The 23,909-nt window shown below is 50.2% G+C and carries 21 protein-coding genes and 5 tRNA genes; all 26 read right to left on the reverse strand.

Translation table 11 applies throughout. The features are described 5' to 3' along the window. Positions 1-6: 6 nt before the first annotated feature. Positions 7-321 carry a 50S ribosomal protein L23 gene (rplW, locus tag ACFQ1Z_RS08725; protein ID WP_055827143.1) on the reverse strand — a complete coding sequence of 105 codons (315 nt, stop codon included), beginning with the start codon at positions 319-321 and terminating at the stop codon, positions 7-9. Further along, the gene (rplD, locus tag ACFQ1Z_RS08730) at positions 318-944 is read right to left on the reverse strand and encodes a 50S ribosomal protein L4 (RefSeq protein WP_379057013.1); all 627 of its coding nucleotides are present in this window, start codon (positions 942-944) and stop codon (positions 318-320) included. The genes rplW and rplD overlap by 4 nt, the downstream gene beginning before the upstream one ends. Then, positions 944-1,594 (reverse strand): 50S ribosomal protein L3, encoded by a 651-nt coding sequence (gene rplC, locus ACFQ1Z_RS08735; RefSeq protein WP_379057014.1) that lies wholly within the window; start codon positions 1,592-1,594, stop codon positions 944-946. Before rplC ends, rplD begins: the two co-directional genes overlap by 1 nt. A gap of 138 nt (positions 1,595-1,732) precedes the next feature. Continuing rightward, positions 1,733-2,041 carry a 30S ribosomal protein S10 gene (gene rpsJ, locus ACFQ1Z_RS08740; protein ID WP_018986280.1) on the reverse strand — a complete coding sequence of 103 codons (309 nt, stop codon included), beginning with the start codon at positions 2,039-2,041 and terminating at the stop codon, positions 1,733-1,735. Positions 2,042-2,099: 58 nt separating this feature from the next. Next, positions 2,100-3,290 (reverse strand): elongation factor Tu, encoded by a 1,191-nt coding sequence (gene tuf / locus ACFQ1Z_RS08745; RefSeq protein WP_379057015.1) that lies wholly within the window; start codon positions 3,288-3,290, stop codon positions 2,100-2,102. 36 nt (positions 3,291-3,326) lie between these two features. Beyond that, positions 3,327-5,420, reverse strand: coding sequence for an elongation factor G (gene fusA, locus ACFQ1Z_RS08750; protein WP_379057016.1), 2,094 nt, complete (start codon positions 5,418-5,420; stop codon positions 3,327-3,329). A 55-nt stretch (positions 5,421-5,475) separates the two neighbouring features. Continuing rightward, entirely contained in the window at positions 5,476-5,946 is a 471-nt protein-coding gene (gene rpsG, locus ACFQ1Z_RS08755; protein WP_019881216.1) for a 30S ribosomal protein S7, read from the reverse strand. Between the two features lie 100 nt (positions 5,947-6,046). After that, the gene (rpsL, locus tag ACFQ1Z_RS08760; RefSeq protein WP_018987692.1) at positions 6,047-6,430 is read right to left on the reverse strand and encodes a 30S ribosomal protein S12; all 384 of its coding nucleotides are present in this window, start codon (positions 6,428-6,430) and stop codon (positions 6,047-6,049) included. Between the two features lie 197 nt (positions 6,431-6,627). Further along, positions 6,628-10,887: a DNA-directed RNA polymerase subunit beta' gene (rpoC, locus tag ACFQ1Z_RS08765; RefSeq protein WP_379057017.1), complete on the reverse strand. Its 4,260-nt coding sequence runs from the start codon at positions 10,885-10,887 to the stop codon at positions 6,628-6,630. Positions 10,888-10,910: 23 nt separating this feature from the next. Further along, complete coding sequence (rpoB, locus tag ACFQ1Z_RS08770; protein WP_379057018.1) at positions 10,911-15,083, reverse strand: DNA-directed RNA polymerase subunit beta; 4,173 nt, start codon at positions 15,081-15,083, stop codon at positions 10,911-10,913. Between the two features lie 229 nt (positions 15,084-15,312). Next, positions 15,313-15,690: a 50S ribosomal protein L7/L12 gene (rplL, locus tag ACFQ1Z_RS08775; protein WP_379057019.1), complete on the reverse strand. Its 378-nt coding sequence runs from the start codon at positions 15,688-15,690 to the stop codon at positions 15,313-15,315. A 34-nt stretch (positions 15,691-15,724) separates the two neighbouring features. Beyond that, positions 15,725-16,222, reverse strand: a complete 498-nt coding sequence (gene rplJ, locus ACFQ1Z_RS08780; protein WP_379057020.1) for a 50S ribosomal protein L10 — start codon at positions 16,220-16,222, stop codon at positions 15,725-15,727. Positions 16,223-16,494: 272 nt separating this feature from the next. Next, positions 16,495-17,181, reverse strand: coding sequence for a 50S ribosomal protein L1 (gene rplA / locus ACFQ1Z_RS08785; protein WP_379057021.1), 687 nt, complete (start codon positions 17,179-17,181; stop codon positions 16,495-16,497). A 1-nt stretch (position 17,182) separates the two neighbouring features. Continuing rightward, positions 17,183-17,614, reverse strand: coding sequence for a 50S ribosomal protein L11 (gene rplK, locus ACFQ1Z_RS08790; protein WP_379057022.1), 432 nt, complete (start codon positions 17,612-17,614; stop codon positions 17,183-17,185). A 75-nt stretch (positions 17,615-17,689) separates the two neighbouring features. Further along, complete coding sequence (gene nusG / locus ACFQ1Z_RS08795; protein WP_379035199.1) at positions 17,690-18,226, reverse strand: transcription termination/antitermination protein NusG; 537 nt, start codon at positions 18,224-18,226, stop codon at positions 17,690-17,692. Further along, a complete protein-coding gene (secE, locus tag ACFQ1Z_RS08800; protein WP_379057023.1) occupies positions 18,226-18,573 on the reverse strand; it encodes a preprotein translocase subunit SecE in 348 nt (115 codons plus the stop codon). The genes nusG and secE overlap by 1 nt, the downstream gene beginning before the upstream one ends. 74 nt (positions 18,574-18,647) lie before the next feature. After that, a tRNA-Trp gene (locus ACFQ1Z_RS08805) sits at positions 18,648-18,723 on the reverse strand. 60 nt (positions 18,724-18,783) lie between these two features. Then, positions 18,784-19,974 carry an elongation factor Tu gene (gene tuf, locus ACFQ1Z_RS08810; protein WP_379057015.1) on the reverse strand — a complete coding sequence of 397 codons (1,191 nt, stop codon included), beginning with the start codon at positions 19,972-19,974 and terminating at the stop codon, positions 18,784-18,786. A gap of 171 nt (positions 19,975-20,145) precedes the next feature. Beyond that, positions 20,146-20,220 (reverse strand) — tRNA-Thr (locus ACFQ1Z_RS08815). Positions 20,221-20,241: 21 nt separating this feature from the next. Further along, positions 20,242-20,317, reverse strand: a tRNA-Gly gene (locus ACFQ1Z_RS08820). A 67-nt stretch (positions 20,318-20,384) separates the two neighbouring features. Beyond that, a tRNA-Tyr gene (locus ACFQ1Z_RS08825) sits at positions 20,385-20,469 on the reverse strand. Between the two features lie 63 nt (positions 20,470-20,532). Then, positions 20,533-20,608: transfer RNA gene (locus ACFQ1Z_RS08830), tRNA-Thr, on the reverse strand. Positions 20,609-20,768: 160 nt separating this feature from the next. Further along, a complete protein-coding gene (locus ACFQ1Z_RS08835; protein ID WP_379057024.1) occupies positions 20,769-21,182 on the reverse strand; it encodes a ClpXP protease specificity-enhancing factor in 414 nt (137 codons plus the stop codon). A gap of 63 nt (positions 21,183-21,245) precedes the next feature. After that, positions 21,246-21,845 (reverse strand): glutathione S-transferase N-terminal domain-containing protein, encoded by a 600-nt coding sequence (locus ACFQ1Z_RS08840; RefSeq protein WP_379057025.1) that lies wholly within the window; start codon positions 21,843-21,845, stop codon positions 21,246-21,248. A 64-nt stretch (positions 21,846-21,909) separates the two neighbouring features. Next, positions 21,910-22,620, reverse strand: coding sequence for a cytochrome c1 (locus tag ACFQ1Z_RS08845; protein ID WP_379057026.1), 711 nt, complete (start codon positions 22,618-22,620; stop codon positions 21,910-21,912). Further along, entirely contained in the window at positions 22,620-23,906 is a 1,287-nt protein-coding gene (locus ACFQ1Z_RS08850; RefSeq protein ID WP_379057027.1) for a cytochrome b, read from the reverse strand. The genes ACFQ1Z_RS08845 and ACFQ1Z_RS08850 overlap by 1 nt, the downstream gene beginning before the upstream one ends. Positions 23,907-23,909 lie beyond the last annotated feature (3 nt).

Genomic DNA, 23,909 nt, shown 5'->3' on the forward strand with positions numbered 1-23,909 from the left:
CTCTCCTTATTCGCCAGCTGCAAAATTAATTTCTTGACCTGGTTTCAGGCTCACATAAGCCTTTTTCCAGTCACTACGCTTACCAGTACGACGGCCAGCACGCTTTACTTTACCTGCAACGTTAATCACAGACACAGAAGCCACTTCGACCTTGAATACCAATTCAACTGCAGCCTTGATTTCAGGCTTGGTTGCATCAGTACGTACTTTGAAAGCGATCTGCTGATGTTTGTCAGCAATAAAAGTCGCCTTCTCGGTAATTTGTGGTGCCAAAATCACTTGCAATAAACGATCTTGAGTTTTGGTTGCTGCGGTAATCATGCCAAGATCTCCTCAAGTTTCTTCACTGCACCAGCAGTAACCAAAACGTTAGGGAAACGCACCAGGCTGACCGGGTCAGCAAATTGCGCTTCAACTACCAATACGTTTGGCAGGTTACGGGAAGACAAGTACAAATTCTCATCAAAACCATCGATCAATACCAACACACCACCATCTACACCCAGCGCATTGATTTTCTGTACCAATTGTTTTGTTTTTGGTGTGTCTACAGTGAATGTATCCACCACCTTCAACCTATCCTGACGAACCAGCTCAGACAAGATAGTCTGCATGCCGGCACGGTAAGCCTTACGGTTCACCTTGTGGCTGTAGTTTTCGTTAGGACTGTTAGGGAATGCACGACCACCTCCGCGCCAGATCGGGCTGGAAGTCATACCAGCACGTGCGTTACCTGTACCCTTTTGCGCATATGGCTTGTGGGTAGTGTGGGCAACGGTAGCACGGGTCTTCTGTGCGCGGGTCGCTGTACGGGCATTCGCCATGTAAGCAACAACTACTTCGTGCACCAGAGATTCGTTAAATTCACGACCGAAAGTCACGTCAGACGCATCAACGCCTTTTTTAGCAACTTTGCCGTTCAGATCAATCAGCTTCAATTCCATTATGCAGCCCCTTTCGCTTTGATGGCTGGACGTACAACAACATTGCCACCTTTGGAGCCAGGTACGGAACCTTTAATCAACAACAGATTACGCTCTGCATCTACACGCACGATTTCCAGGTTTTGGGTGGTGACTTTAACGTCGCCCAAATGACCAGGCATGCGCTTACCAGGGAATACTCGACCCGGATCTTGCGCCATACCGATAGAACCCGGTACGTTGTGTGAACGAGAGTTACCGTGAGAAGCACGGTTAGAGGAGAAGTTGTGACGCTTGATCGCACCGGCAAAACCTTTACCGATGGATGTACCTGTCACGTCTACCAACTGACCTACAGAGAAAATATCAACAGTGACATTTCCACCGACCTGGAAGTTGGCCAGAACATCTTCAGCCACATTGAATTCTTTGATACCAGCACCGGCAGTTACGCCAGCTTTGGCAAAGTGACCAGTCAACGCTTTGTTGATACGGCTAGCACGACGCTCACCGTATGCAACTTGCAGGCCTGTATAGCCATCAGTTGCAACTGTCTTTACTTGTGTCACGCGGTTAGGAATCACTTCCAGCACTGTTACAGGAACGCTTGCGCCTTCTTCTGTAAAAATGCGGGTCATGCCCACCTTGCGACCAATAAGCCCTAAGCTCATGATCAGTTCCTTATAATAGTTTAAAGTGGACGATTACAATTGACCGTCCACCGAAGAGCGCGGATTATACCGGACTATTCTTGACTTGACAATAGCCTTCAACTTGAAGGCTAAGTCGGGAATGACAAACTTTGTTGATTAAAGCTTGATCTCTACATCCACACCAGCTGGCAGGTCCAGCTTCATCAGGGCATCTACAGTCTTGTCTGTAGGGTCCACGATGTCCATCAGACGCTGATGGGTGCGGATTTCAAACTGGTCACGTGAAGTTTTGTTCACGTGTGGGGAACGCAGAATATCAAAGCGCTCAATACGTGTTGGCAATGGCACCGGACCTTTTACAACTGCACCAGTACGTTTCGCTGTATCCACGATCTCCAAAGCTGATTGATCGATCAAACGATAGTCAAATGCTTTCAGACGGATACGAATTTTTTGAGCTGCCATGTTTTTTCCTTAAAAAGAGCAAAAGCGGCAGGAAATTCCTGCCGCCCATAAAAATTAATTACTCGATGATCTTGGCTACAACGCCAGCACCAACAGTACGACCACCTTCGCGGATAGCGAAGCGCAAGCCGTCTTCCATCGCGATAGGCGCAATCAGCGCAACCGAGATAGATACGTTGTCACCTGGCATCACCATTTCGGTACCTGCTGGCAATTCAACTGCACCAGTCACGTCAGTCGTACGGAAGTAGAACTGTGGACGGTAGCCGTTGAAGAATGGTGTATGACGACCACCTTCATCTTTACCCAACACGTAGATTTCTGCTGTGAACTTGGTGTGTGGCTTGATAGAACCTGATTTGGACAATACTTGACCACGCTCAACTTCTTCACGCTTGGTACCACGCAACAGTACACCTACGTTGTCGCCTGCCTGACCTTGGTCCAGCAGTTTACGGAACATTTCAACACCGGTACATGTGGTTTTCAGTGTTGGCTTGATACCTACGATTTCGATCTCGTCACCGACTTTAACAATACCGCGCTCGATACGGCCAGTCACTACTGTACCACGGCCAGAAATAGAGAATACGTCTTCTACTGGCATCAGGAAAGTACCGTCGATGGCACGCTCAGGCGTTGGGATGTAGCTGTCTAATGCGTCAGCCAAAGCGAAGATCGCTGGCTCGCCGATTTCTGATTGGTCACCTTCAAGGGCCAGTTTAGCTGAACCTTTGATGATAGGAGTGTCGTCACCTGGGAAGTCATATTTAGACAACAGGTCACGCACTTCCATTTCTACCAGTTCCAGCAACTCTGCGTCATCAACCATGTCGGCTTTGTTCAGGAATACTACGATGTATGGCACACCAACCTGGCGGGCCAACAGGATGTGTTCACGCGTTTGTGGCATAGGGCCGTCAGCAGCTGAACATACCAGGATCGCGCCGTCCATCTGTGCAGCACCGGTAATCATGTTTTTAACGTAGTCAGCGTGACCTGGACAGTCGACGTGGGCGTAGTGACGTGAAGCTGTCTCGTACTCAACGTGAGCTGTGTTGATGGTGATACCACGCGCTTTTTCTTCTGGCGCCGCGTCAATTTGATCGTAAGCCTTCGCTTCACCACCAAATTTCTTAGTCAATACAGTGGTGATCGCCGCTGTCAGTGTTGTCTTACCGTGGTCAACGTGACCAATCGTACCAACGTTCACGTGTGGCTTGGTACGTTCAAATTTGCCTTTTGCCATGATGTTTTCCTTTTAATTAAATCTGTAGTAAATCAATTATTTTTTGTTGATGATTGCTTCAGCAACGTTCTTAGGTGCGTCGGAATAATGCTTGAATTCCATGCTGTAGGTGGCACGACCTTGTGACAAGGAACGCACTACAGTGGAGTAACCAAACATCTCTGACAACGGCACTTCGGCCTTGATCGCTTTGCCGCCACCAGGCATGTCATCCATACCCTGGATGATGCCGCGACGTGAAGACAAGTCACCCATTACGTCACCCATGTAATCTTCAGGTGTTTCAACTTCAACCGCCATCATAGGCTCAAGCAATACCGGGTCTGCTTTACGCATACCATCTTTAAAGCCGATAGAAGCCGCCATTTTAAATGCGTTTTCGTTAGAGTCAACGTCATGGTATGAACCATCAAACAGGGTGACTTTCACGTCAACTACCGGGAAACCAGCCAGCACACCGGCAGGAATAGTTTCACGCAAGCCTTTTTCAACCGCAGGAATAAATTCACGCGGCACGGTACCACCTTTGATCTGGTCAACAAACTCAAAGCCTTTACCAGCTTCGTTAGGTTCCATTTTGAGCCATACGTGACCGTATTGACCCTTACCACCGGATTGCTTAACGAACTTGCCTTCAACTTCGACTGACTTGCGGATCGCTTCACGGTACGCCACTTGCGGGGCACCAACGTTAGCTTCAACGTTGAATTCACGACGCATACGGTCTACCAGGATCTCCAGGTGCAATTCACCCATACCGGAAATGATGGTCTGACCAGACTCTTCATCTGAACGCACGCGGAATGAAGGATCTTCCTGAGCCAGACGACCCAGCGCCAGACCCATTTTTTCCTGGTCACTCTTGGTTTTTGGTTCTACAGCCACGTGGATCACTGGCTCAGGGAAAACCATACGCTCAAGAATGATAGGCTTGTCTGGAGAACACAGAGACTCACCGGTAGTCACGTCTTTCAGGCCGATACAGGCGGCGATATCGCCAGCCAGAACCTCTTCAACCTCTTCACGGTTGTTCGCATGCATCTGCACGATACGGCCGATACGCTCTTTCTTATTCTTGATAGAGTTCAGAACAGTATCACCCTTGTTCAGCACGCCAGAGTAAACGCGGATAAACGTCAACTGACCAACAAACGGGTCTGTCATCAGTTTAAATGCCAGGGCAGAGAAGCCTTCTTTGTCGTCAGCTTTACGGCTGGCAGGCTTGCCGTAGTCATCTTCACCAGTCACATCATCAATATCGATCGGTGATGGCAGGAAATCAACCACTGCGTCCAGCATGCGCTGTACACCCTTGTTTTTAAAGGCTGAACCACACAGCATAGGCTGGATCTCACCAGCGATGGTGCGTGTACGGATACCTAAAACGATGTCTTTTTCATCCAGATCGCCGTTTTCAAGGTACTTGTTCATCAAGTCTTCGCTGGCTTCAGCAGCAGACTCAACCATTTGCTCACGCCATTTGGCAGCAGTTTCGACCAGGTCAGCCGGGATCTCGCCGTAAGTGAATTTCATGCCTTGTGAAGCCTCATCCCAGATGATGGCTTTCATTTTCAGCAGGTCAACCACACCAGCAAAAGTATCTTCACGGCCGATAGGGATCACCACTGGCACCGGGTTGGCGCGCAAGCGGGTTTTCATTTGATCTACGACTTTGAAGAAGTCGGCACCGGAACGGTCCATTTTGTTGACAAAGGCCAGACGTGGCACTTTGTACTTGTTGGCCTGACGCCATACAGTCTCAGACTGGGGCTGCACGCCACCAACTGCACAGTACACCATACAGGCACCATCCAGCACACGCATGGAGCGCTCTACCTCAATGGTAAAGTCCACGTGTCCCGGGGTATCAATAATGTTGAATCGATGCTCAGGCAAGGAAAGGTCCATACCTTTCCAGAAACAGGTCGTCGCCGCAGAAGTAATGGTGATACCACGTTCCTGCTCTTGCTCCATCCAGTCCATGGTGGCTGCACCATCGTGCACCTCACCAATTTTATGGTTCACACCGGTGTAAAACAGAATACGTTCTGTAGTGGTTGTTTTACCTGCGTCAATGTGCGCAGAAATACCAATATTCCGGTAGCGTTCAATAGGGGTTTTGCGTGCCACGATAGTTTACCTTTGCTATCAATTCAACTAATTATTAAAGAACGAGGTCGTTTAATTAAAAACGGAAGTGTGAGAAAGCTTTGTTAGCTTCTGCCATACGGTGGACTTCTTCACGCTTTTTCATTGCTGAACCACGACCTTCTGAAGCTTCGATCAGCTCAGCAGCCAAACGCAGGCCCATGGACTTCTCGCCCCGCTTGCGGGCTGCATCACGCAACCAGCGCATAGCCAGCGCACTACGGCGGCTTGGGCGCACTTCAACAGGCACCTGGTAGTTTGCACCACCAACACGGCGGCTCTTAACTTCAACGACAGGACGCAGATTATTCAACGCTGTGGTGAATAATTCCAGCGGGTCCTTACCGCTCTTGCTGGCCACCTGGTCAAAGGCACCGTAAATGATGCGCTCGGCAACAGATTTTTTACCACCTGTCATCAGCACATTTACAAATTTGGATACTTCCTGGCTACCAAATTTTGGATCCGGCAAGATAATACGTTTGGGGACTTCTCTACGTCTTGGCATAACTATTCTCTTTTCATTTAAATTTTTGCTAGCAATTACACTCGCAAGGCATTTCAGCCGCTATAAAAAATGGAAAAACTCTTTGCTACCGCTTGATAAATTAAGCTTTAGCTTCTTTAGGGCGCTTAGCACCGTATTTGGAACGTGACTGCTTACGGTCTTTAACACCGGCAGTATCCAAGCTACCACGCACCATGTGGTAACGCACACCTGGCAAGTCTTTTACACGACCACCGCGCAGTAATACCACGCTGTGCTCTTGCAGGTTGTGACCTTCACCGCCGATGTAGCTAATTACTTCGTAACCATTGGTCAAACGGACCTTGGCAACTTTACGCAACGCTGAGTTTGGTTTTTTTGGTGTTGTTGTGTATACACGGGTACACACACCACGCTTCTGCGGGCAAGCTTCCAAAGCTGGAACCTTGCTCTTTGTAACCACTTTAACGCGTGGTTTACGTACTAACTGATTAATGGTTGGCATTGCCTTAACCTCTTCACCTTTTTTAAGAACCACCAATTTGAGCAGGAAGACTCAGGTTTGGTGGCATATCAACAATAATGCCTTATTGAGACAATAAGGCCATTCTGAGAAACCCAGCATTTTAGTAAATGAGTCAAGGGGTGTCAAGCATTATTCATGCGAGACACCCCTTGAAAACAGGGACAACAGTGATCGAATTACTCGGCCGTGTTGTCGTCTGCTGCAGTCTCTTCTACTACGACTTCTGGTGCAAACATCGCTTCAGCAGCCAGCATGGCTTGTGAAGGCTCTGCTACGTTTGGTGTCAGTGACGCCACCGCTGCACGCTTGCGTGACTCGTGATAAGCCAGGCCGGTACCGGCTGGAATCAAGCGACCCACGATCACGTTTTCTTTCAGGCCACGCAGATCGTCGCGTTTGCCCAAAATAGCCGCTTCGGTCAGTACACGGGTAGTTTCCTGGAAGGAAGCCGCCGAGATGAACGAATCGGTAGACAGCGAAGCTTTGGTGATACCCAGCAACACGTACTCGAAAGTAGCCGGACGCTTGTCCTCAGCCACTACGCGTTCGTTTTCTGTCAACAGATCAGCACGTTCAACTTGCTCACCGGTAATGAAGCCGGTATCGCCGGCATCGGTCACACGTACACGACGCAACATCTGACGCACGATCACTTCAATGTGCTTGTCATTGATCTTAACGCCTTGCAAGCGGTACACATCCTGCACTTCGTCTATGATGTAGCGTGCCAGTGCCTCGCGGCCTTGCAGACGCAGGATGTCTTGCGGGTCAGCCGGGCCGTCAACAATAGACTCACCCTTAGTCACCACTTGACCATCATGCGCAGTCACGTGCTTGTCCTTGGCGATCAGGAACTCGCTGGTGATACCATCCAGATCAGTGATCACCAGACGCTGCTTGCCTTTGGTGTCTTTACCGAACGAAACAGTACCAGTCACCTCAGCCAGCATGCCGGCATCTTTTGGTGAACGTGCTTCGAACAGTTCAGCCACACGTGGCAGACCACCGGTAATATCACGGGTTTTGGAAGACTCTTGCGGGATACGTGCCAGCACTTCACCCACGCCAACTTCCTGACCATCTTTCACCGTAATGATACAACCAAGCTGGAAGGTCACGTTCACTGGCGTATCAGTACCAGCGACTTTCACTTCCACACCGTTAGCATCCAGCAATTTCACTTGCGGACGCAGGCCTTTGGACTGGCCAGCACGCTGTTTAGGATCGATCACCACCAGTGATGACAAACCGGTCACTTCATCTACCTGTTTGGCAACGGTCACGCCTTCTTCAACGTTCTCGAATTTCACATGACCAGCATACTCGGTAATGATAGGACGGGTATGCGGGTCCCATGTCGCCAATGCCTGGCCGGCTTTCACTGTTTTACCATCGGTGATGGTCAGTGTCGCACCGTATGGCACTTTATGACGCTCACGCTCACGGCCATTGTCTTCAGAGATCACTACTTCACCATTACGTGAAATCACGATCTGTTCATTGCGTGAGTTAGTCACATAGCGCATGGTGGAGGTAAAGCCAGCCACACCGTTAGACTTACTCTCAACCTGAGACACAGAAGCCGCACGCGATACCGCACCACCGATGTGGAAGGTACGCATGGTCAACTGGGTACCCGGTTCACCGATGGATTGCGCAGCGATCACACCGACAGATTCACCGATACTGATCAGCTTGCCGCGACCCAGGTCTCGACCGTAACACTTGGCACAAATACCGTAACGGGTGTCGCAAGTCAGTGCGGTACGCACTTTGACTTCATCGATACCCAGGGCATCGATCTTCTCGACTTCGTCCTCACCCAGCAATGTACCAGCCGGGTAAACCACTTCCTGTGTTTCAGGGTGCAGTACATCCAGCGCAGCAGTACGGCCCAGGATACGGTCATGCAATGGCTCGACCACTTCACCGCCTTTAACCAGCGCTTTAGTCACCAGACCATCAACAGTGCCGCAATCTATCTGTGTCACGACCAGATCTTGTGTCACGTCTACCAGACGGCGTGTCAGGTAACCTGAGTTCGCCGTTTTCAATGCCGTATCAGCCAAGCCTTTACGTGCACCGTGAGTAGAAATAAAGTACTGCAACACGTTCAGACCATCACGGAAGTTGGCCTTGATCGGCGTTTCAATAATGGAACCATCCGGTTTCGCCATCAGGCCACGCATACCGGCCAGCTGACGCACCTGCGCCGCAGAACCACGGGCTCCAGAGTCGGCCATCATGTAAATCGCGTTAAACGACTCCTGACGTACAGCCTTGCCGTCTTTCATGACCACATTGCCGTCAGCGTCTTTTACATCTTCTTCGCGCAACTGTTTCATCATGGCGTCAGCCACTTTGTCACCGGCACGACCCCAGATATCGACCACCTTGTTGTAGCGTTCGCCTTGAGTCACAAGACCGGAGACATACTGGTCTTCGATCTCTTTCACTTCAGCGTCAGCTGCAGCGATCAATTGCTCTTTCTCTGGTGGCACCAACATATCGTTGATGCTGATAGAGATACCTGCTTTAGTCGCGTAGGAGTAACCGGTATACATCAGTTTGTCAGCGAAGATCACTGTCTCACGTATGCCTACTTTACGGAAGCTGGCGTTGATCAGGCGTGAAATCTCTTTTTTCTTCAGTGCCTTGTCAATGTAGCTGTATGGCAAGCCAGGTGGCAGGATCTCAGACAGCAATGCACGACCGACTGTGGTGTTATAGCGGTTCAGCTTCTCGGTTTTTTCACCGGCAACATCGAGCTCGAACTCTTTGATACGCACAGTCACTCTGGCGTGCAGATCGATCAGGCCCTGGTCGTACACACGCTGTACTTCCTTGATGTCACTGAAGATCATGCCTTCGCCGCGTGCAGCCACTTTTTCGCGGGTCATGTAGTACAGACCCAAAACGATATCCTGTGACGGCACAATGATAGGTTCGCCGTTGGCTGGAGACAGCACGTTGTTAGACGCCAGCATCAGGGTGCGGGCTTCCATCTGCGCTTCCAGGCTCAATGGTACGTGTACCGCCATCTGGTCACCGTCAAAGTCGGCGTTAAAGGCTGAACACACCAGCGGGTGCAACTGGATCGCTTTACCTTCGATTAACACTGGCTCAAACGCCTGGATACCCAAGCGGTGCAGTGTAGGCGCACGGTTCAGCAATACCGGATGCTCGCGGATCACGTCTTCCAGGATATCCCAGACTTCTGGTCCTTCCTCTTCAACTTTTTTCTTCGCGGCTTTGATTGTAGTCGCCAGGCCTAATACTTCCAGTTTATGGAAGATGAAAGGTTTGAACAGTTCCAGCGCCATTTTCTTAGGCAGACCGCACTGATGCAGTTTCAATTGCGGGCCAACCACGATCACGGAACGACCGGAGTAGTCCACACGTTTACCCAGCAAGTTCTGACGGAAACGACCGCCCTTACCTTTGATCATGTCAGCCAGTGATTTCAGCGGACGCTTGTTAGCGCCTGTCATCACTTTACCGCGACGGCCGTTATCCAGCAGTGAATCCACTGCTTCCTGCAGCATACGTTTTTCGTTACGTACGATGATTTCCGGCGCTTTCAGCTCCAGCAGGCGCTTCAAACGGTTGTTACGGTTGATCACGCGACGGTACAGATCGTTCAGGTCAGACGTTGCGAAACGGCCACCATCCAGTGGTACCAAAGGACGCAATTCTGGCGGCAGAACCGGTAGTATCTCCAGGATCATCCACTCAGGTTTGATGCCTGATTTCTGGAACGCTTCCAGCACTTTCAGGCGCTTGGCGATCTTTTTGATCTTGGCTTCTGAACCGGTGGCAGACAACTCGCTACGCAGTGTTTCGATCTCACGGTTGATGTCCATGGTACGCAACAACTCGCGTATCGCTTCAGCACCCATCACGGCGTTGAATTCGTCACCGTATTCTTCTACCTTGGCGATGTAGTCATCTTCAGTCAGCAACTGGCCACGTGTCAGTGGTGTCATGCCTGGGTCGATAACGATAAATGCTTCAAAGTACAGAACACGCTCGATGTCACGCAGGGCGATATCCAGCACCATACCCAAGCGGCTAGGCAGGGATTTCAGGAACCAGATATGTGCGACCGGTGAAGCCAGCTCGATGTGGCCCATACGCTCGCGACGCACTTTGCTCAGTGTGACTTCAACGCCACACTTCTCGCAGATCACGCCACGGTGCTTCAGACGTTTGTATTTACCGCACAAGCATTCGTAATCTTTGATAGGGCCAAAGATCTTGGAGCAGAACAAACCGTCCCGCTCTGGTTTGAAGGTACGGTAGTTGATGGTTTCTGGCTTTTTCACTTCGCCATAAGACCATGAGCGGATTTTTTCAGGTGAAGCCAGCGCAATCTTGATTGCGTCGAACTCTTCTTCTTGCGTAACCTGTTTAAATAAATCTAATAACGCTTTCATAGAGACTCTCCTTAATGGCGGGATTAATTACGGTCTAAATCGATATCAATAGCCAGTGAACGTATTTCTTTCACTAACACATTGAATGATTCAGGCATACCCGCATCAATTTTGTGCTCACCCTTGACGATGTTTTCGTACACTTTGGTACGACCATTCACGTCATCCGATTTCACAGTCAACATCTCTTGCAAGGTGTATGACGCACCATAAGCTTCCAGTGCCCAAACCTCCATCTCACCGAAACGTTGGCCACCGAACTGAGCTTTACCGCCCAATGGTTGCTGTGTCACCAGACTGTAAGGACCGGTAGAACGTGCGTGCATCTTGTCATCAACCAAGTGGTGCAGTTTCAGCACGTGCATGTAACCCACGGTCACCGGACGCTCGAAAGCATCACCGGTACGGCCATCAAACAGCTTGACCTGTGTCTTACCTGCGTGGAACTGCAGCTTCTTGGTATGTTCATCGTCATCCGGGAAAGCCAGGTCCAGCATGGCTTTAATATCGGATTCAGCAGCGCCGTCAAACACCGGAGTCGCAAATGGCACGCCGTGTTTCAGGTTGGTCGCCAGGTCTATCACTTCAACGTCAGTCAGGCCGGCGATGTCTTCTTTCTTGCCGGTGCTGCTGTTGTAGATCTTGTCCAGGAAACCACGGATCTCCGCGACTTTGGCTTCAGCTTGCAACATGTCGCCCAGGCGTTTGCCCAGACCTTTAGCAGCCCAGCCCAGATGCGTTTCCAGAATCTGGCCTATGTTCATACGTGAAGGAACGCCCAACGGGTTCAGCACGATGTCCAGTGGCGTACCATCAGCCATGTGCGGCATATCTTCAACCGGGCAGATCTTGGAGATCACACCCTTGTTACCGTGACGACCCGCCATTTTGTCACCAGGCTGGATACGACGTTTCACCGCCAGATACACTTTCACCATTTTCTGCACGCCAGGTGGCAATTCGTCACCCTGGGTCAGTTTACGCTTCTTCTCTTCAAACTTGTTGTCGAACTCGACGCGTGCCTGGCTCAGGCTGTCTTTCAACTGCTCCAGTTGACGGGCAGCTTCTTCGTCATTCAGACGAATATCGAACCAGTCATAACGGCCTACGCTCTCCAGGTATTCAGCAGTGACGCTGTCGCCTTTTTTCAGCTTGTTAGGGCCACCGGTGGCAGCTTTACCAGTCAGCAAACGGCTGATACGGCCAAACGTGTCATCTTCCACAATACGCATCTGGTCGCCCAGGTCTTTCTTGTAGTGTGACAGCTGGTCATCAATGATCTGCTGGGCACGGGTATCACGGTCTATACCTTCACGCGTGAACACTTGCACGTCTATCACTGTACCTGTCATGCCAGAAGGCACGCGCAGGGAAGTATCTTTCACGTCAGAAGCTTTTTCACCGAAGATCGCACGCAGCAATTTTTCTTCAGGTGTTAAAGTCGTTTCACCTTTTGGTGTCACTTTACCGACCAGTACGTCACCGGCTTCAACCTCGGCACCGATGTAGATGATACCGGAGTCATCCAGACGGCCCAGCATACGCTCGGACAGGTTGGAGATATCACGGGTGATCTCTTCAGGCCCCAGTTTGGTATCACGTGCAACGACTGACAGCTCTTCGATATGGATGGATGTGTAACGGTCATCAGCCACAACGCGCTCGGAGATCAGAATCGAGTCTTCGTAGTTATAACCGTTCCAAGGCATAAAGCCTACCAGCATGTTCTGGCCCAACGCCAACTCGCCCATATCGGTAGAAGCACCATCGGCGACCACGTCACCACGAGAGATCACATCACCCACTTTAACCAACGGACGCTGGTTGATGTTGGTGTTCTGGTTAGAACGTGTGTACTTGGTCAGGTTGTAGATATCAACACCGACTTCATCCGCTTGCGCTTCAGCATCGTGTACACGGATCACAATACGGCCTGAATCGACGTAATCAACGATACCACCACGACGGGCAGTAACCACAGTACCCGAGTCAACCGCTACAGTACGTTCGATACCGGTACCGACCACGGCTTTTTCAGCGCGCAGACAAGGCACAGCCTGACGTTGCATGTTGGCACCCATCAATGCACGGTTCGCGTCATCGTGTTCCAGGAAAGGAATCAATGAAGCCGCCACAGACACGATCTGTCCTGGTGCCACATCCATGTACTGTACACGGTCTGGCTGCGTCATGGTGAATTCATTGTGGAAACGCGCAGAGATCAGGTCTTCTTTAAAACTGCCATCTTTTGCCACTTCGGTGTTTGCCTGGGCAATCACGTACTGGCTCTCTTCGATCGCAGACAAGAAGTTGATCTGGTCACTAACTTTGTTGCCTTCGACCAAACGGTATGGTGTCTCGAGGAAACCATAGTCATTGGTGCGCGCATACAAAGCCAGAGAGTTGATCAGACCAATGTTTGGACCTTCAGGCGTTTCGATAGGACATACACGGCCGTAGTGGGTGGTATGTACGTCACGCACCTCAAAACCGGCACGTTCACGGGTCAGACCGCCAGGGCCCAGGGCTGAGATACGACGCTTGTGCGTGATCTCGGACAAGGGGTTGGTCTGGTCCATAAACTGTGACAGCTGGCTGGAGCCAAAGAACTCGCGGATCGCGCTGGAAACTGGCTTGGCGTTGATCAGGTCATGCGGCATCAGGTTTTCTGATTCAGCTTGTGACAAACGCTCTTTCACTGCACGCTCTACCCGTACCAGGCCGGCACGGAACTGGTTCTCAGCCAATTCACCGACTGAACGGATACGGCGGTTACCCAGGTGATCGATATCGTCGATCTCGCCACGGCCATTGCGCAACTCGATCAATACGCCGATCACGGCCAGGATGTCTTCGTTAGACAACACATTGGCACCGGTATCGCCCTGTGCGCCTACGTTTTCGTAAAAACGACGTATCCAGGCTGCAGAACGGTCTTCCAGCTTGGTCGGGTAAGCACGGCGGTTGAACTTCATGCGGCCAACCACAGACAAGTCATAGCGGTCTTCAGAGAAGAACAGGCCGTTGAACAAGGCTTGTACTGCATCTTCGGTCGGTGGCTCACCAGGACGCATCATGCGGTAGATGGCGACGCGTGCGCTGTACTGGTCAGGGATCTCATCGCTGCGCAATGTTTGCGAGATGAAGTCACCGTGATCCAGGTCATTGGTGTAAATGGTATCGACTTCGCTGATCTTGGCAGCGACTAATTTTTCCAGCAATGCAGGTGTGATCTCATCGTTGGCATTGGCGATCAATTCACCACTGTCAGTATCGACGATATTTCTGGCCACGGCGCGACCCATGATAAAGTCGGTAGGCACAGCCATGGCTTTGATACCGGCTTTTTCGATGTCACGGATGTGTTTGACCGTTACGCGCTTGTCTTTAGCGACCAGCACGTTGCCATCTTTATCGGCGATATCGAATTTTGCCACTTCGCCACGCAGGCGGTCAGGCACCAACTCGAATTCCAGGCCTTTAGGGCCGATGTGGAAAGTGTCAGTGTCGTGGAATGTTTCCAGGATCTGTTCCGGGTTATAGCCCAGTGCTTTCAGCAGGATAGTCACTGGCATTTTGCGTCTGCGGTCAACGCGGAAATACAGGTAATCTTTAGGGTCGAACTCAAAGTCTAACCATGAACCACGGTAAGGAATGATACGTGCCGAGAACAGCAGCTTGCCTGAACTGTGGGTCTTACCACGGTCATGCTCAAAGAACACACCAGGGCTACGGTGCAACTGGGACACGATCACGCGCTCAGTACCGTTGATCACAAAAGAACCATTCTCGGTCATGAGTGGCAATTCACCCATGTACACTTCCTGTTCTTTCACTTCTTTCACCGTAGGCTTGGAAGCTTCACGGTCCATGATGGTCAGGCGCACTTTCACGCGCAATGGCACAGCATAGGTCAGGCCACGTTGTTGACATTCTTTGACGTCAAACGGCTCTGCACCTAACTGGTAGCTGACATAATCCAGACGTGCATTCTCGGAATGGCTCACGATAGGGAAAATGGAACGGAAAGTCGATTCCAGACCTTGGTCTTTACGTTGGTCTACTGCGACATTTTCTTGCAGGAATGATTTGTAGGATTCCAGCTGCATAGCCAGCAGATAAGGAACCTCTTGAACACTGTCGCGCTTGGCAAAGCTTTTGCGGATGCGTTTCTTTTCGGTAAAGGAATAGCTCATAGCGTCTCCTGAGATTTTGAGGGTAGAAGACAAAACACTTTTCATCCACAGCAATGTTTTGACATCTAACTTCGCATTAAAAACAGCCACTTAGATCAGATCATATGCGGCCACAACACTACTTTTACAACACCTGCACTGACAAAAGCAGCTTATGAATAATCTGCAACGCCAGAAACGGCGAAGGCCGACGGTTGCCCGTCAGCCCTGCCAGTAGCACAAAGATGAATTATTTCAATTCAGCAGTCGCGCCAGCTTCGATCAATTTCTTAACAGCAGCTTCAGCGTCAGCTTTGCTTACGCCTTCTTTAACTGCTTTAGGTGCGCCGTCAACTACGTCTTTAGCTTCTTTCAAGCCCAGACCAGTCAATTCACGAACCGCTTTAATCACGCTAACTTTGTTGTCGCCAGCGCTGTTCAAGATCACGTTGAACTCAGTTTGCTCAGCAGCAGCAGGTGCAGCAGCACCGGCAGCAGCGCCACCAGCAACTGCAACAGCAGCAGCAGAAACGCCAAACTTCTCTTCGATTTCTTTAATGAATGCGGTCAGTTCTAATACGGTCTTGCTACCAATTGCATCCAAGATATCAGCATTTGAAATTGCCATGATAATAATTTCCTAAAATAAATTTGTTTAAAAATTAAGCCGCTTGCTTTTCTTTTTCGTCGCGTACTGCTGCAACGGCACGAGCGAACTTGGTCGGGATTTCGTTGAGCATGCCAGCCAGTTTGGACAGCAACTCATCGCGGCTCAATGTAGTAGCCAGTGCTTGCACACCAGCAGCGTCTAAACGCTCATTAGGCATCGCGCCTGCAACCAGTTTGAACTGATCATTGCCTTTGGCAAAATTGTTCAATACTTTAGCAGCCGCCACCGGGTCAGTAGAAATACCGTACACCAGTGGGCCAACCATGTCGTCAGCCAATGCGGCAAAAGGCGTACCTTCTACTGCACGACGAACCAGGGTATTTTTTAATACACGCAGATACACACCTGCATCACGTGCTTCAGCACGCAGTTTCGTCATATTGGCAACGCCGATACCACGATACTCAGCAAGAATGATTGACTGTGCATTCGCCACTTGGGCGCTTACCTCTGCAACGACTTCTTTTTTCTCTGTAAGATTAAGACTCAAGGTCTGTTCTCCTTCCGTTAATGAAAGCCCGACTTACATCGGGCCACTCACGGCGTCCTTGTTCAGGGCATGGAAATATCCTGTGTCGGGGATCGCCATCTGCGCTGGTTTCAAACACCTGTGTACAGAGGATCTCTCACCCATACACAACGCGTTTTTCAATTAAGTGAAACACACCAACGGTCTTTGATGCTCTTGAGTCAGGTGGTAAAACCGCCTGACTCAAGCCCAAAGTTCTTGCCTGACCTCAAGCTGAGGCCAGTATTCAATAGTTAAGCTGTAACAGTTGCCTGATCGATACGTACGCCAGGACCCATGGTGCTGGAAACGGACAATTTTTTCAGGTATACGCCTTTTGAGCTGGTAGGCTTGGCTTTGTTCAATGCCTCCAGTAAAGCAGCCAGGTTGCCCTGCAATTGCTCAACTGTGAAAGAAGCACGACCGATGGTGCAGTGCACGATACCACCTTTGTCAGTACGGTATTGTACTTGACCAGCTTTAGCGTTTTTAACTGCAGTCGCCGCGTCAGGTGTCACGGTACCCACTTTTGGGTTAGGCATCAAACCACGTGGACCCAATACTTGGCCCAAAGCACCGACGATACGCATCGCATCAGGCGTAGCAATCGCTACGTCGAAGTCCAGCATGCCACCTTTAACTTGCTCGGCCAGGTCTTCAAAACCAACGATATCAGCACCGGCGGCTTTCGCAGCTTCAGCTTGTGCACCTTGTGCAAATACTGCCACGCGTACTGATTTGCCCGTACCGTTAGGCAATACGATAGCACCACGTACCAGTTGGTCGGATTTACGTGGGTCTATACCCAGGTTGACTACCGCATCAACAGATTCGTTAAATTTTGCAGCAGCACCTTCTTTTACCAGGTTCAGTGCATCAGTTGCAGGATACAGCTTGTTGCGGTCTATCTTGGCGCGCAACGCATCAATTCTTTTACCCATGTTATACACCCTCCACTTCGATACCCATACTACGTGCACTACCAGCGATGGTACGTACAGCAGCATCCAGATCTGCAGCAGTCAGGTCAGGTTGTTTTGTTTTTGCGATCTCTTCAGCTTGCGCACGTGTGATCTTGCCTACCTTGTCGGTATGCGGACGTGGAGAACCTTTTTCCAGCTTGGCTGCTTTTTTGATCAGCACCGTTGCTGGCGGGGTTTTCATGATAAAAGTAAAGCTCTTGTCAGCAAACGCAGTAATCACTACTGGTACTGGCAGGCCTGGCTCAACGCCTTGTGTGGCGGCGTTAAACGCTTTACAGAATTCCATGATGTTCAAACCACGTTGACCAAGTGCTGGACCAACTGGTGGGCTTGGGTTGGCTTTACCTGCAGGGATCTGCAGCTTGATGTAGCCAATGACTTTCTTTGCCATTTTTGACTCCTTAAATGGGTACTAGCGCTCTTGCGAGCTCCCCGTTGAAAAAACTGCTACTAAGCTTTTTGTGACTTAAACTTCTTTTTCGACTTGGGCAAAGTCGAGCTCTACCGGTGTCGCACGACCAAAGATCACCACAGAAACGCGTACTTTGTTCTTGTCGTAATTGATCTCTTCGACACTGCCTGAGAAATCCTTGAACGGGCCGTCGATCACGCGCACACTCTCGCCTTTTTCGAAGGTCATCTTCTGCGTCGGGTTAGACTTGCTGTCATCCATGCGACGCAGAATGATCTCTACTTCTTTATCCTTGATCGGGGTAGGACGCTGTGCGGTACCACCGATAAATGAAGTCACACGCGGTGTACTTTTCACCAGGTGCCAGCTTTCATCTGTCATATCCATCTGCACCAGGACATAGCCGGGATACAGGCGACGCTCGGAAATGGTCTTCTGACCACCCTTCATCTCGACCACTTCTTCTACCGGCACCAGGATGTCACCAAACTGGTCTTGCAAGTTGGATCTGATAATACGTTCTTCCAAACCGGCTTTCACGGATTTTTCCATGCCGGAGAAAGCTTGAACTGCATACCAACGCATTGACATTAAGCACCTCGACCCATAATCCATTGCACCATGTAGGCGAAACTGATATCAACCAACGCCAGGAATGCAGCCATGATCACAACCAGCACTATTACCGCCAGTGTGGTTTGTATGGTTTCCTGACGCGTTGGCCAGACAACACGCTTTGCTTCGGCAACGGACTCATTAAAAAAGCTCAACGCCTGTTTACCTTGCGGAGCAGTCCATGCTACCGCGACAGACGCGACAATACCTGCCAAAACGGCAAGTATTCTAACAACCATTGCTTTATCTTCAAAAAGATAAAAACCGGCAATCCCCAAAACTAGCAACAACAGGGACAAAGCCAGTTTGATTTTATCGATCATATACTTAACTTTATGTTTTTTACACCCTAGATCATTAGGACCCAGGTTCACCGGAAATCAGTCTATCGGGTGTTTGGCAGGCCAAGAGGGTCTCGAACCCCCAACCCTCGGTTTTGGAGACCGATACTCTACCAATTGAGCTATTGGCCTGTACTCTTAAACGTAAAACCTGCACGGGTTGTAGTGCAGGTTTTTACACGATCAAATCAATTATTCGATGATCTTGGCTACAACGCCAGCACCAACGGTACGACCACCTTCGCGGATAGCGAAGCGCAAACCGTCTTCCATCGCGATAGGCGCAATCAGCGCTACTGAGATAGACACGTTGTCACCTGGCATCACCATTTCGGTACCTGCTGGCAATTCAACTGCACCAGTCACGTCAGTCGTACGGAAGTAGAACTGTGGACGGTAGCCGTTGAAGAATGGTGTATGACGACCACCTTCATCTTTACCCAACACGTAGATTTCTGCTGTGAACTTGGTGTGTGGCTTGATAGAACCTGATTTGGACAATACTTGACCACGCTCAACTTCTTCACGCTTGGTACCACGCAACAGTACACCTACGTTGTCGCCTGCCTGACCTTGGTCCAGCAGTTTACGGAACATTTCAACACCGGTACATGTGGTTTTCAGTGTTGGCTTGATACCTACGATTTCGATCTCGTCACCGACTTTAACAATACCGCGCTCGATACGGCCAGTCACTACTGTACCACGGCCAGAAATAGAGAATACGTCTTCTACTGGCATCAGGAAAGTACCGTCGATGGCACGCTCAGGCGTTGGGATGTAGCTGTCTAATGCGTCAGCCAAAGCGAAGATCGCTGGCTCGCCGATTTCTGATTGGTCACCTTCAAGGGCCAGTTTAGCTGAACCTTTGATGATAGGAGTGTCGTCACCTGGGAAGTCATATTTAGACAACAGGTCACGCACTTCCATTTCTACCAGTTCCAGCAACTCTGCGTCATCAACCATGTCGGCTTTGTTCAGGAATACTACGATGTATGGCACACCAACCTGGCGGGCCAACAGGATGTGTTCACGCGTTTGTGGCATAGGGCCGTCAGCAGCTGAACATACCAGGATCGCGCCGTCCATCTGTGCAGCACCGGTAATCATGTTTTTAACGTAGTCAGCGTGACCTGGACAGTCGACGTGGGCGTAGTGACGTGAAGCTGTCTCGTACTCAACGTGGGCTGTGTTGATGGTGATACCACGCGCTTTTTCTTCTGGCGCCGCGTCAATTTGATCGTAAGCCTTCGCTTCACCACCAAATTTCTTAGTCAATACAGTGGTGATCGCCGCTGTCAGTGTTGTCTTACCGTGGTCAACGTGACCAATCGTACCAACGTTCACGTGTGGCTTGGTACGTTCAAATTTGCCTTTTGCCATGATGTTTTCCTTTATTGATACTGAAAATGCCAATAAATAATTGTGTTTTCACAAATGATGCGACGCGGATGACACCACCCTGAAACGCCACTACTTAACAAACTCTATGCTACCAAACCCTACGCCACTAATTTCATACGACTACATTAGCTAAACTAGCGTGAGCAAAACTGGTGCCCATGGCGGGAATCGGACCCGCGACCTCTCCCTTACCAAGGGAGTGCTCTACCACTGAGCCACATGGGCGCTTAATGCTTTAGCTGCTGTTGGAGCGGGCGACGAGGTTCGAACTCGCGACATCTTGCTTGGAAGGCAAGTGCTCTACCAACTGAGCTACACCCGCACTATGCAGAACACCCAAGGAAGGCTCTCACCATCCCGCTTTACAAAACGCCTACAGACAGTATATTTGGTGGAGGAGGCTGGATTCGAACCAGCGTACTCTGAGAGAACGGATTTACAGTCCGTCGCCTTTAACCACTCGGCCACCCCTCCAAAATCGACCGCGATTATCGCGGCAAATTCAATCAGCGTCAATGCTAACTGTATTTAATCTTATGGTGCCGGGTATCGGAATCGAACTGATGACCTTCGCATTACAAGTGCGCTGCTCTACCAACTGAGCTAACCCGGCATTTCGGAAAGGCGCAACTATAGCACTTTTTTATGCGTTGTATCTAGTGCTTTGAGAAAATTTTTTATTCTCGCGCCTATGCGCCGTAAAAGCGGCGCAACAACGAAAGTGCAGCCCGGTCACGCCATTTTCGTGACCGGCTATTTTACAAAGTGACGCTTCACTTGACAACTTTAAGGTGGGATTTTTTCGCTGCAGCCGGCTCAGGCGCGTCTGTTGCAGCTGATTCTGCTCTTTTTTGCGGGTCTGGCGACTGGCCGTCAACCACTTCAAAAAACATGCCCTGGCTGTTCTCGCGCGCAAACACACCGGCTATGCGTCCTATAGGCACATATATATGCTGCGCCACGCCGCTGAAGCGCGCCGAAAACACCACAGCGTCATTATCGATATGCAGGTCTTTGACGGCGGTGTAATTGATATTGAGCACGATCTCGCCATTTTTGACGAACGCCATAGGCACACGCGTCTGCGCATCGACCTTGACCAGCAGATGTGGCGTCAAGGCGTTATCCACACACCATTCATGGATAGCGCGTATCAGATAGGCAGTGGTAGGGATCAATGTGCTCATGCTGGCTTTCCTTAAAAAAACAGCGCGGGAAACTCGCCGCGCTGTATATGTGTGCACAAAAACTTACTTGCGCATGGCCTTTTCAGAAGGGGTCATCGCTTCGGCATACATAGGACGCGAGAACAGGCGCTCGGCATATTTCAGCAATGGCGCTGCCTGGCTAGGCAAGTCGATGCCATAGTGGCCCAGACGCCATAGCAATGGCGTGATCGCCACGTCCAGCATGGAGTATTCATCACCCATCAGATAATTCTGCTTGCTGAATATAGGCACTAACTGCGTCAGGTTATCACGAATGACCTTGCGTGCACGCTCTACTCTTTCATCCTCGCCGGACTCGATGTCCTTGATGTGGTTGAACAGGTCTTTTTCAAAGTTATACAAATACAGACGTGCACGGGCGCGCATGACCGGGTCAGCCGGCATCAGTTGCGGATGCGGGAAGCGCTCGTCTATGTATTCATTGATAATATTGGCTTCTGACAATACCAGGTCGCGCTCTACCAACACCGGCACTTCGCCGTAAGGATTCAGAATAGCGAGGTCTTCAGTTTTGTTAGTGAGGTCAACATCGATGACTTCAAAGTCCATGCCTTTTTCAAACAGCACGATACGGCAACGGTGGCTGTAAGGATCGACAGTGCCCGAATACAATCTCATCATAATCATTTTTCCCTATAAAAAAAGACACCAAGGCCCAGGCCCTGGTGTCGGACTTGGTTGCTGGTTACCGAATGTCTTTCCAGTATTCGGCTTTGATTTTCTTCACCAAGACTAACAGCACAGACAAAAACAGCAGCACGAACACGCCAATCCAGTATCGGGATTGTTTCGCAGGTTCTGCCATAAATGCCATAAAGTTGGATAAATCACCGGCAAACTGGTCATATTCTTCAGGACTCAATTTACCGGCTTTTTCCAGTTTCAGCGTATGTGTTTCATGATCCAGCACCTGCACGCCCTGCAATTCATACAACACGTGCGGCATGGCGACTTTATCGAACACCAGGTTATTCCAGCCGGTAGGACGGGTATCATCTTTATAGAAACTGCGCAGGTAGGCATACACCCAGTCTGCACCACGCGCGCGCACTTCCACGCTCAGATCAGGCGGTGCTGCACCAAACCATTTCTTGGCATCTTTGGGATTCATGCTGACACGCATGGTCTCGCCGACTTTCTCACCGGCAAACAGCAAGTTATCCTTGATCTGCTTATCGGTCAGGCCTATATCCTGCAAACGGTTGTAGCGCATGTAATTGGCGCTATGGCAGTTGAGGCAGTAGTTCACAAAGATCTTAGCCCCACGCTGCAAGGAAGCCTTATCGCTCATATTGATCGGTGCAGTGACATCAATATGCACTTCATTGGCGAAAGCAGCGCCCGACACCAGCAATGCCAAACCGGCAAATGCCTGAATAAACAATTTCTTCATCATTAGAATGTCACCCTTTCTGGCACAGGCTTGGTTTTATCTTTTTTGGTGTACCAGGGCATCAAGACAAAGAATGCAAAGTAAACCACGGTACAAATACGGGCAATCACTGTAGCGCGATCCGCACGTCCCATCCACGGGCCGAACTGACCCCATACATCACCAGGAACGGTACCCAGATAACCCAATACCACGAAGCTGATGACAAAAGCAGTCAACCAGCGCTTGTACAATTTGCCGCGGTAACGGATAGATTTCACCGGACTCTTATCCAGCCATGGCAGGAAAGCAAACGCCACCACTGACAAGCCCATGGCTACTACCCCGGGGAATTGCGAAATACCGATAGGCGGCACTGCACGCAAAATCGAATAGTAAGGAGTGAAATACCAAACTGGCGCAATGTGTGCCGGCGTTTTCAGCGGGTCAGCTGGAACAAAGTTGTTGGCTTCAAGGAAGTAACCACCCATTTCCGGCATAAAGAACACGATCGCAAAGAACACCATCAGGAAAGCCACCACACCCACCATATCCTTAACAGAATAGTAAGGGTGGAAAGGAATACCATCTAGCGGGATACCTGTTTCCTTGTCTTTGTGTTTTTTGATTTCCACGCCATCAGGGTTATTTGAACCCACCTCATGCAAGGCCACGATGTGTACGGCTACCAGACCTAACAGCACCAATGGCAAGGCGATCACATGGAAAGCAAAAAAGCGGTTCAAGGTCGCGTCAGACACCAGGTAGTCACCACGCAACCACTCGGACAGATCAGGGCCGATAAATGGCACAGTAGAGAACAGGTTGACGATCACCTGCGCCCCCCAGTACGACATCTGGCCCCATGGCAGCAGGTAACCAAAGAAAGCCTCACCCATCAGCACCAGGAAGATACCGACACCAAACAGCCAGATCAGCTCGCGCGGCGTACGGTATGAGCCGTAAATGATGCCACGGAACATATGCAGGTAAACCACGACAAAGAACATGGAAGCACCTGTGGAGTGCATATAACGGATAATGTTGCCGCCAAATACGTCCCGCATAATGTATTCCACCGAGGCAAATGCCAGCTCAGCATCCGGCTTGTAGTTCATGGTCAGGAAGATACCGGTGACGATTTGCAGCACCAGCACTAATAAAGCCAATGAACCGAAGAAATACCAGAAGTTGAAGTTTTTCGGTGCGTAATACTCGGTAAGGTGTCCCTTGATGGTACTGGTCAGCGGGAAACGGGCGTCTACCCAGTCCAGCACACCAGCGGCAATAGTTTTATTATTAGTTGCCATGAT

The sequence above is a fragment of the Methylophilus luteus genome, from assembly GCF_042676265.1.
In the GTDB taxonomy this organism is placed as follows: domain Bacteria; phylum Pseudomonadota; class Gammaproteobacteria; order Burkholderiales; family Methylophilaceae; genus Methylophilus; species Methylophilus luteus.

Coding starts and splice junctions, on each gene's coding strand:
- rplW (WP_055827143.1), bottom strand. CDS start 321: ATGATTACCGCAGCAACCAAAACTCAAGATCGTTTATTGCAAGTGATT.
- rplD (WP_379057013.1), bottom strand. CDS start 944: ATGGAATTGAAGCTGATTGATCTGAACGGCAAAGTTGCTAAAAAAGGC.
- rplC (WP_379057014.1), bottom strand. CDS start 1,594: ATGAGCTTAGGGCTTATTGGTCGCAAGGTGGGCATGACCCGCATTTTT.
- rpsJ (WP_018986280.1), bottom strand. CDS start 2,041: ATGGCAGCTCAAAAAATTCGTATCCGTCTGAAAGCATTTGACTATCGT.
- tuf (WP_379057015.1), bottom strand. CDS start 3,290: ATGGCAAAAGGCAAATTTGAACGTACCAAGCCACACGTGAACGTTGGT.
- rpsG (WP_019881216.1), bottom strand. CDS start 5,946: ATGCCAAGACGTAGAGAAGTCCCCAAACGTATTATCTTGCCGGATCCA.
- rpsL (WP_018987692.1), bottom strand. CDS start 6,430: ATGCCAACCATTAATCAGTTAGTACGTAAACCACGCGTTAAAGTGGTT.
- rpoC (WP_379057017.1), bottom strand. CDS start 10,887: ATGAAAGCGTTATTAGATTTATTTAAACAGGTTACGCAAGAAGAAGAG.
- rpoB (WP_379057018.1), bottom strand. CDS start 15,083: ATGAGCTATTCCTTTACCGAAAAGAAACGCATCCGCAAAAGCTTTGCC.
- rplL (WP_379057019.1), bottom strand. CDS start 15,690: ATGGCAATTTCAAATGCTGATATCTTGGATGCAATTGGTAGCAAGACC.
- rplA (WP_379057021.1), bottom strand. CDS start 17,181: ATGGGTAAAAGAATTGATGCGTTGCGCGCCAAGATAGACCGCAACAAG.
- rplK (WP_379057022.1), bottom strand. CDS start 17,614: ATGGCAAAGAAAGTCATTGGCTACATCAAGCTGCAGATCCCTGCAGGT.
- nusG (WP_379035199.1), bottom strand. CDS start 18,226: ATGTCAATGCGTTGGTATGCAGTTCAAGCTTTCTCCGGCATGGAAAAA.
- secE (WP_379057023.1), bottom strand. CDS start 18,573: ATGATCGATAAAATCAAACTGGCTTTGTCCCTGTTGTTGCTAGTTTTG.
- tuf (WP_379057015.1), bottom strand. CDS start 19,974: ATGGCAAAAGGCAAATTTGAACGTACCAAGCCACACGTGAACGTTGGT.
- ACFQ1Z_RS08835 (WP_379057024.1), bottom strand. CDS start 21,182: ATGAGCACATTGATCCCTACCACTGCCTATCTGATACGCGCTATCCAT.
- ACFQ1Z_RS08840 (WP_379057025.1), bottom strand. CDS start 21,845: ATGATGAGATTGTATTCGGGCACTGTCGATCCTTACAGCCACCGTTGC.
- ACFQ1Z_RS08845 (WP_379057026.1), bottom strand. CDS start 22,620: ATGATGAAGAAATTGTTTATTCAGGCATTTGCCGGTTTGGCATTGCTG.
- ACFQ1Z_RS08850 (WP_379057027.1), bottom strand. CDS start 23,906: ATGGCAACTAATAATAAAACTATTGCCGCTGGTGTGCTGGACTGGGTA.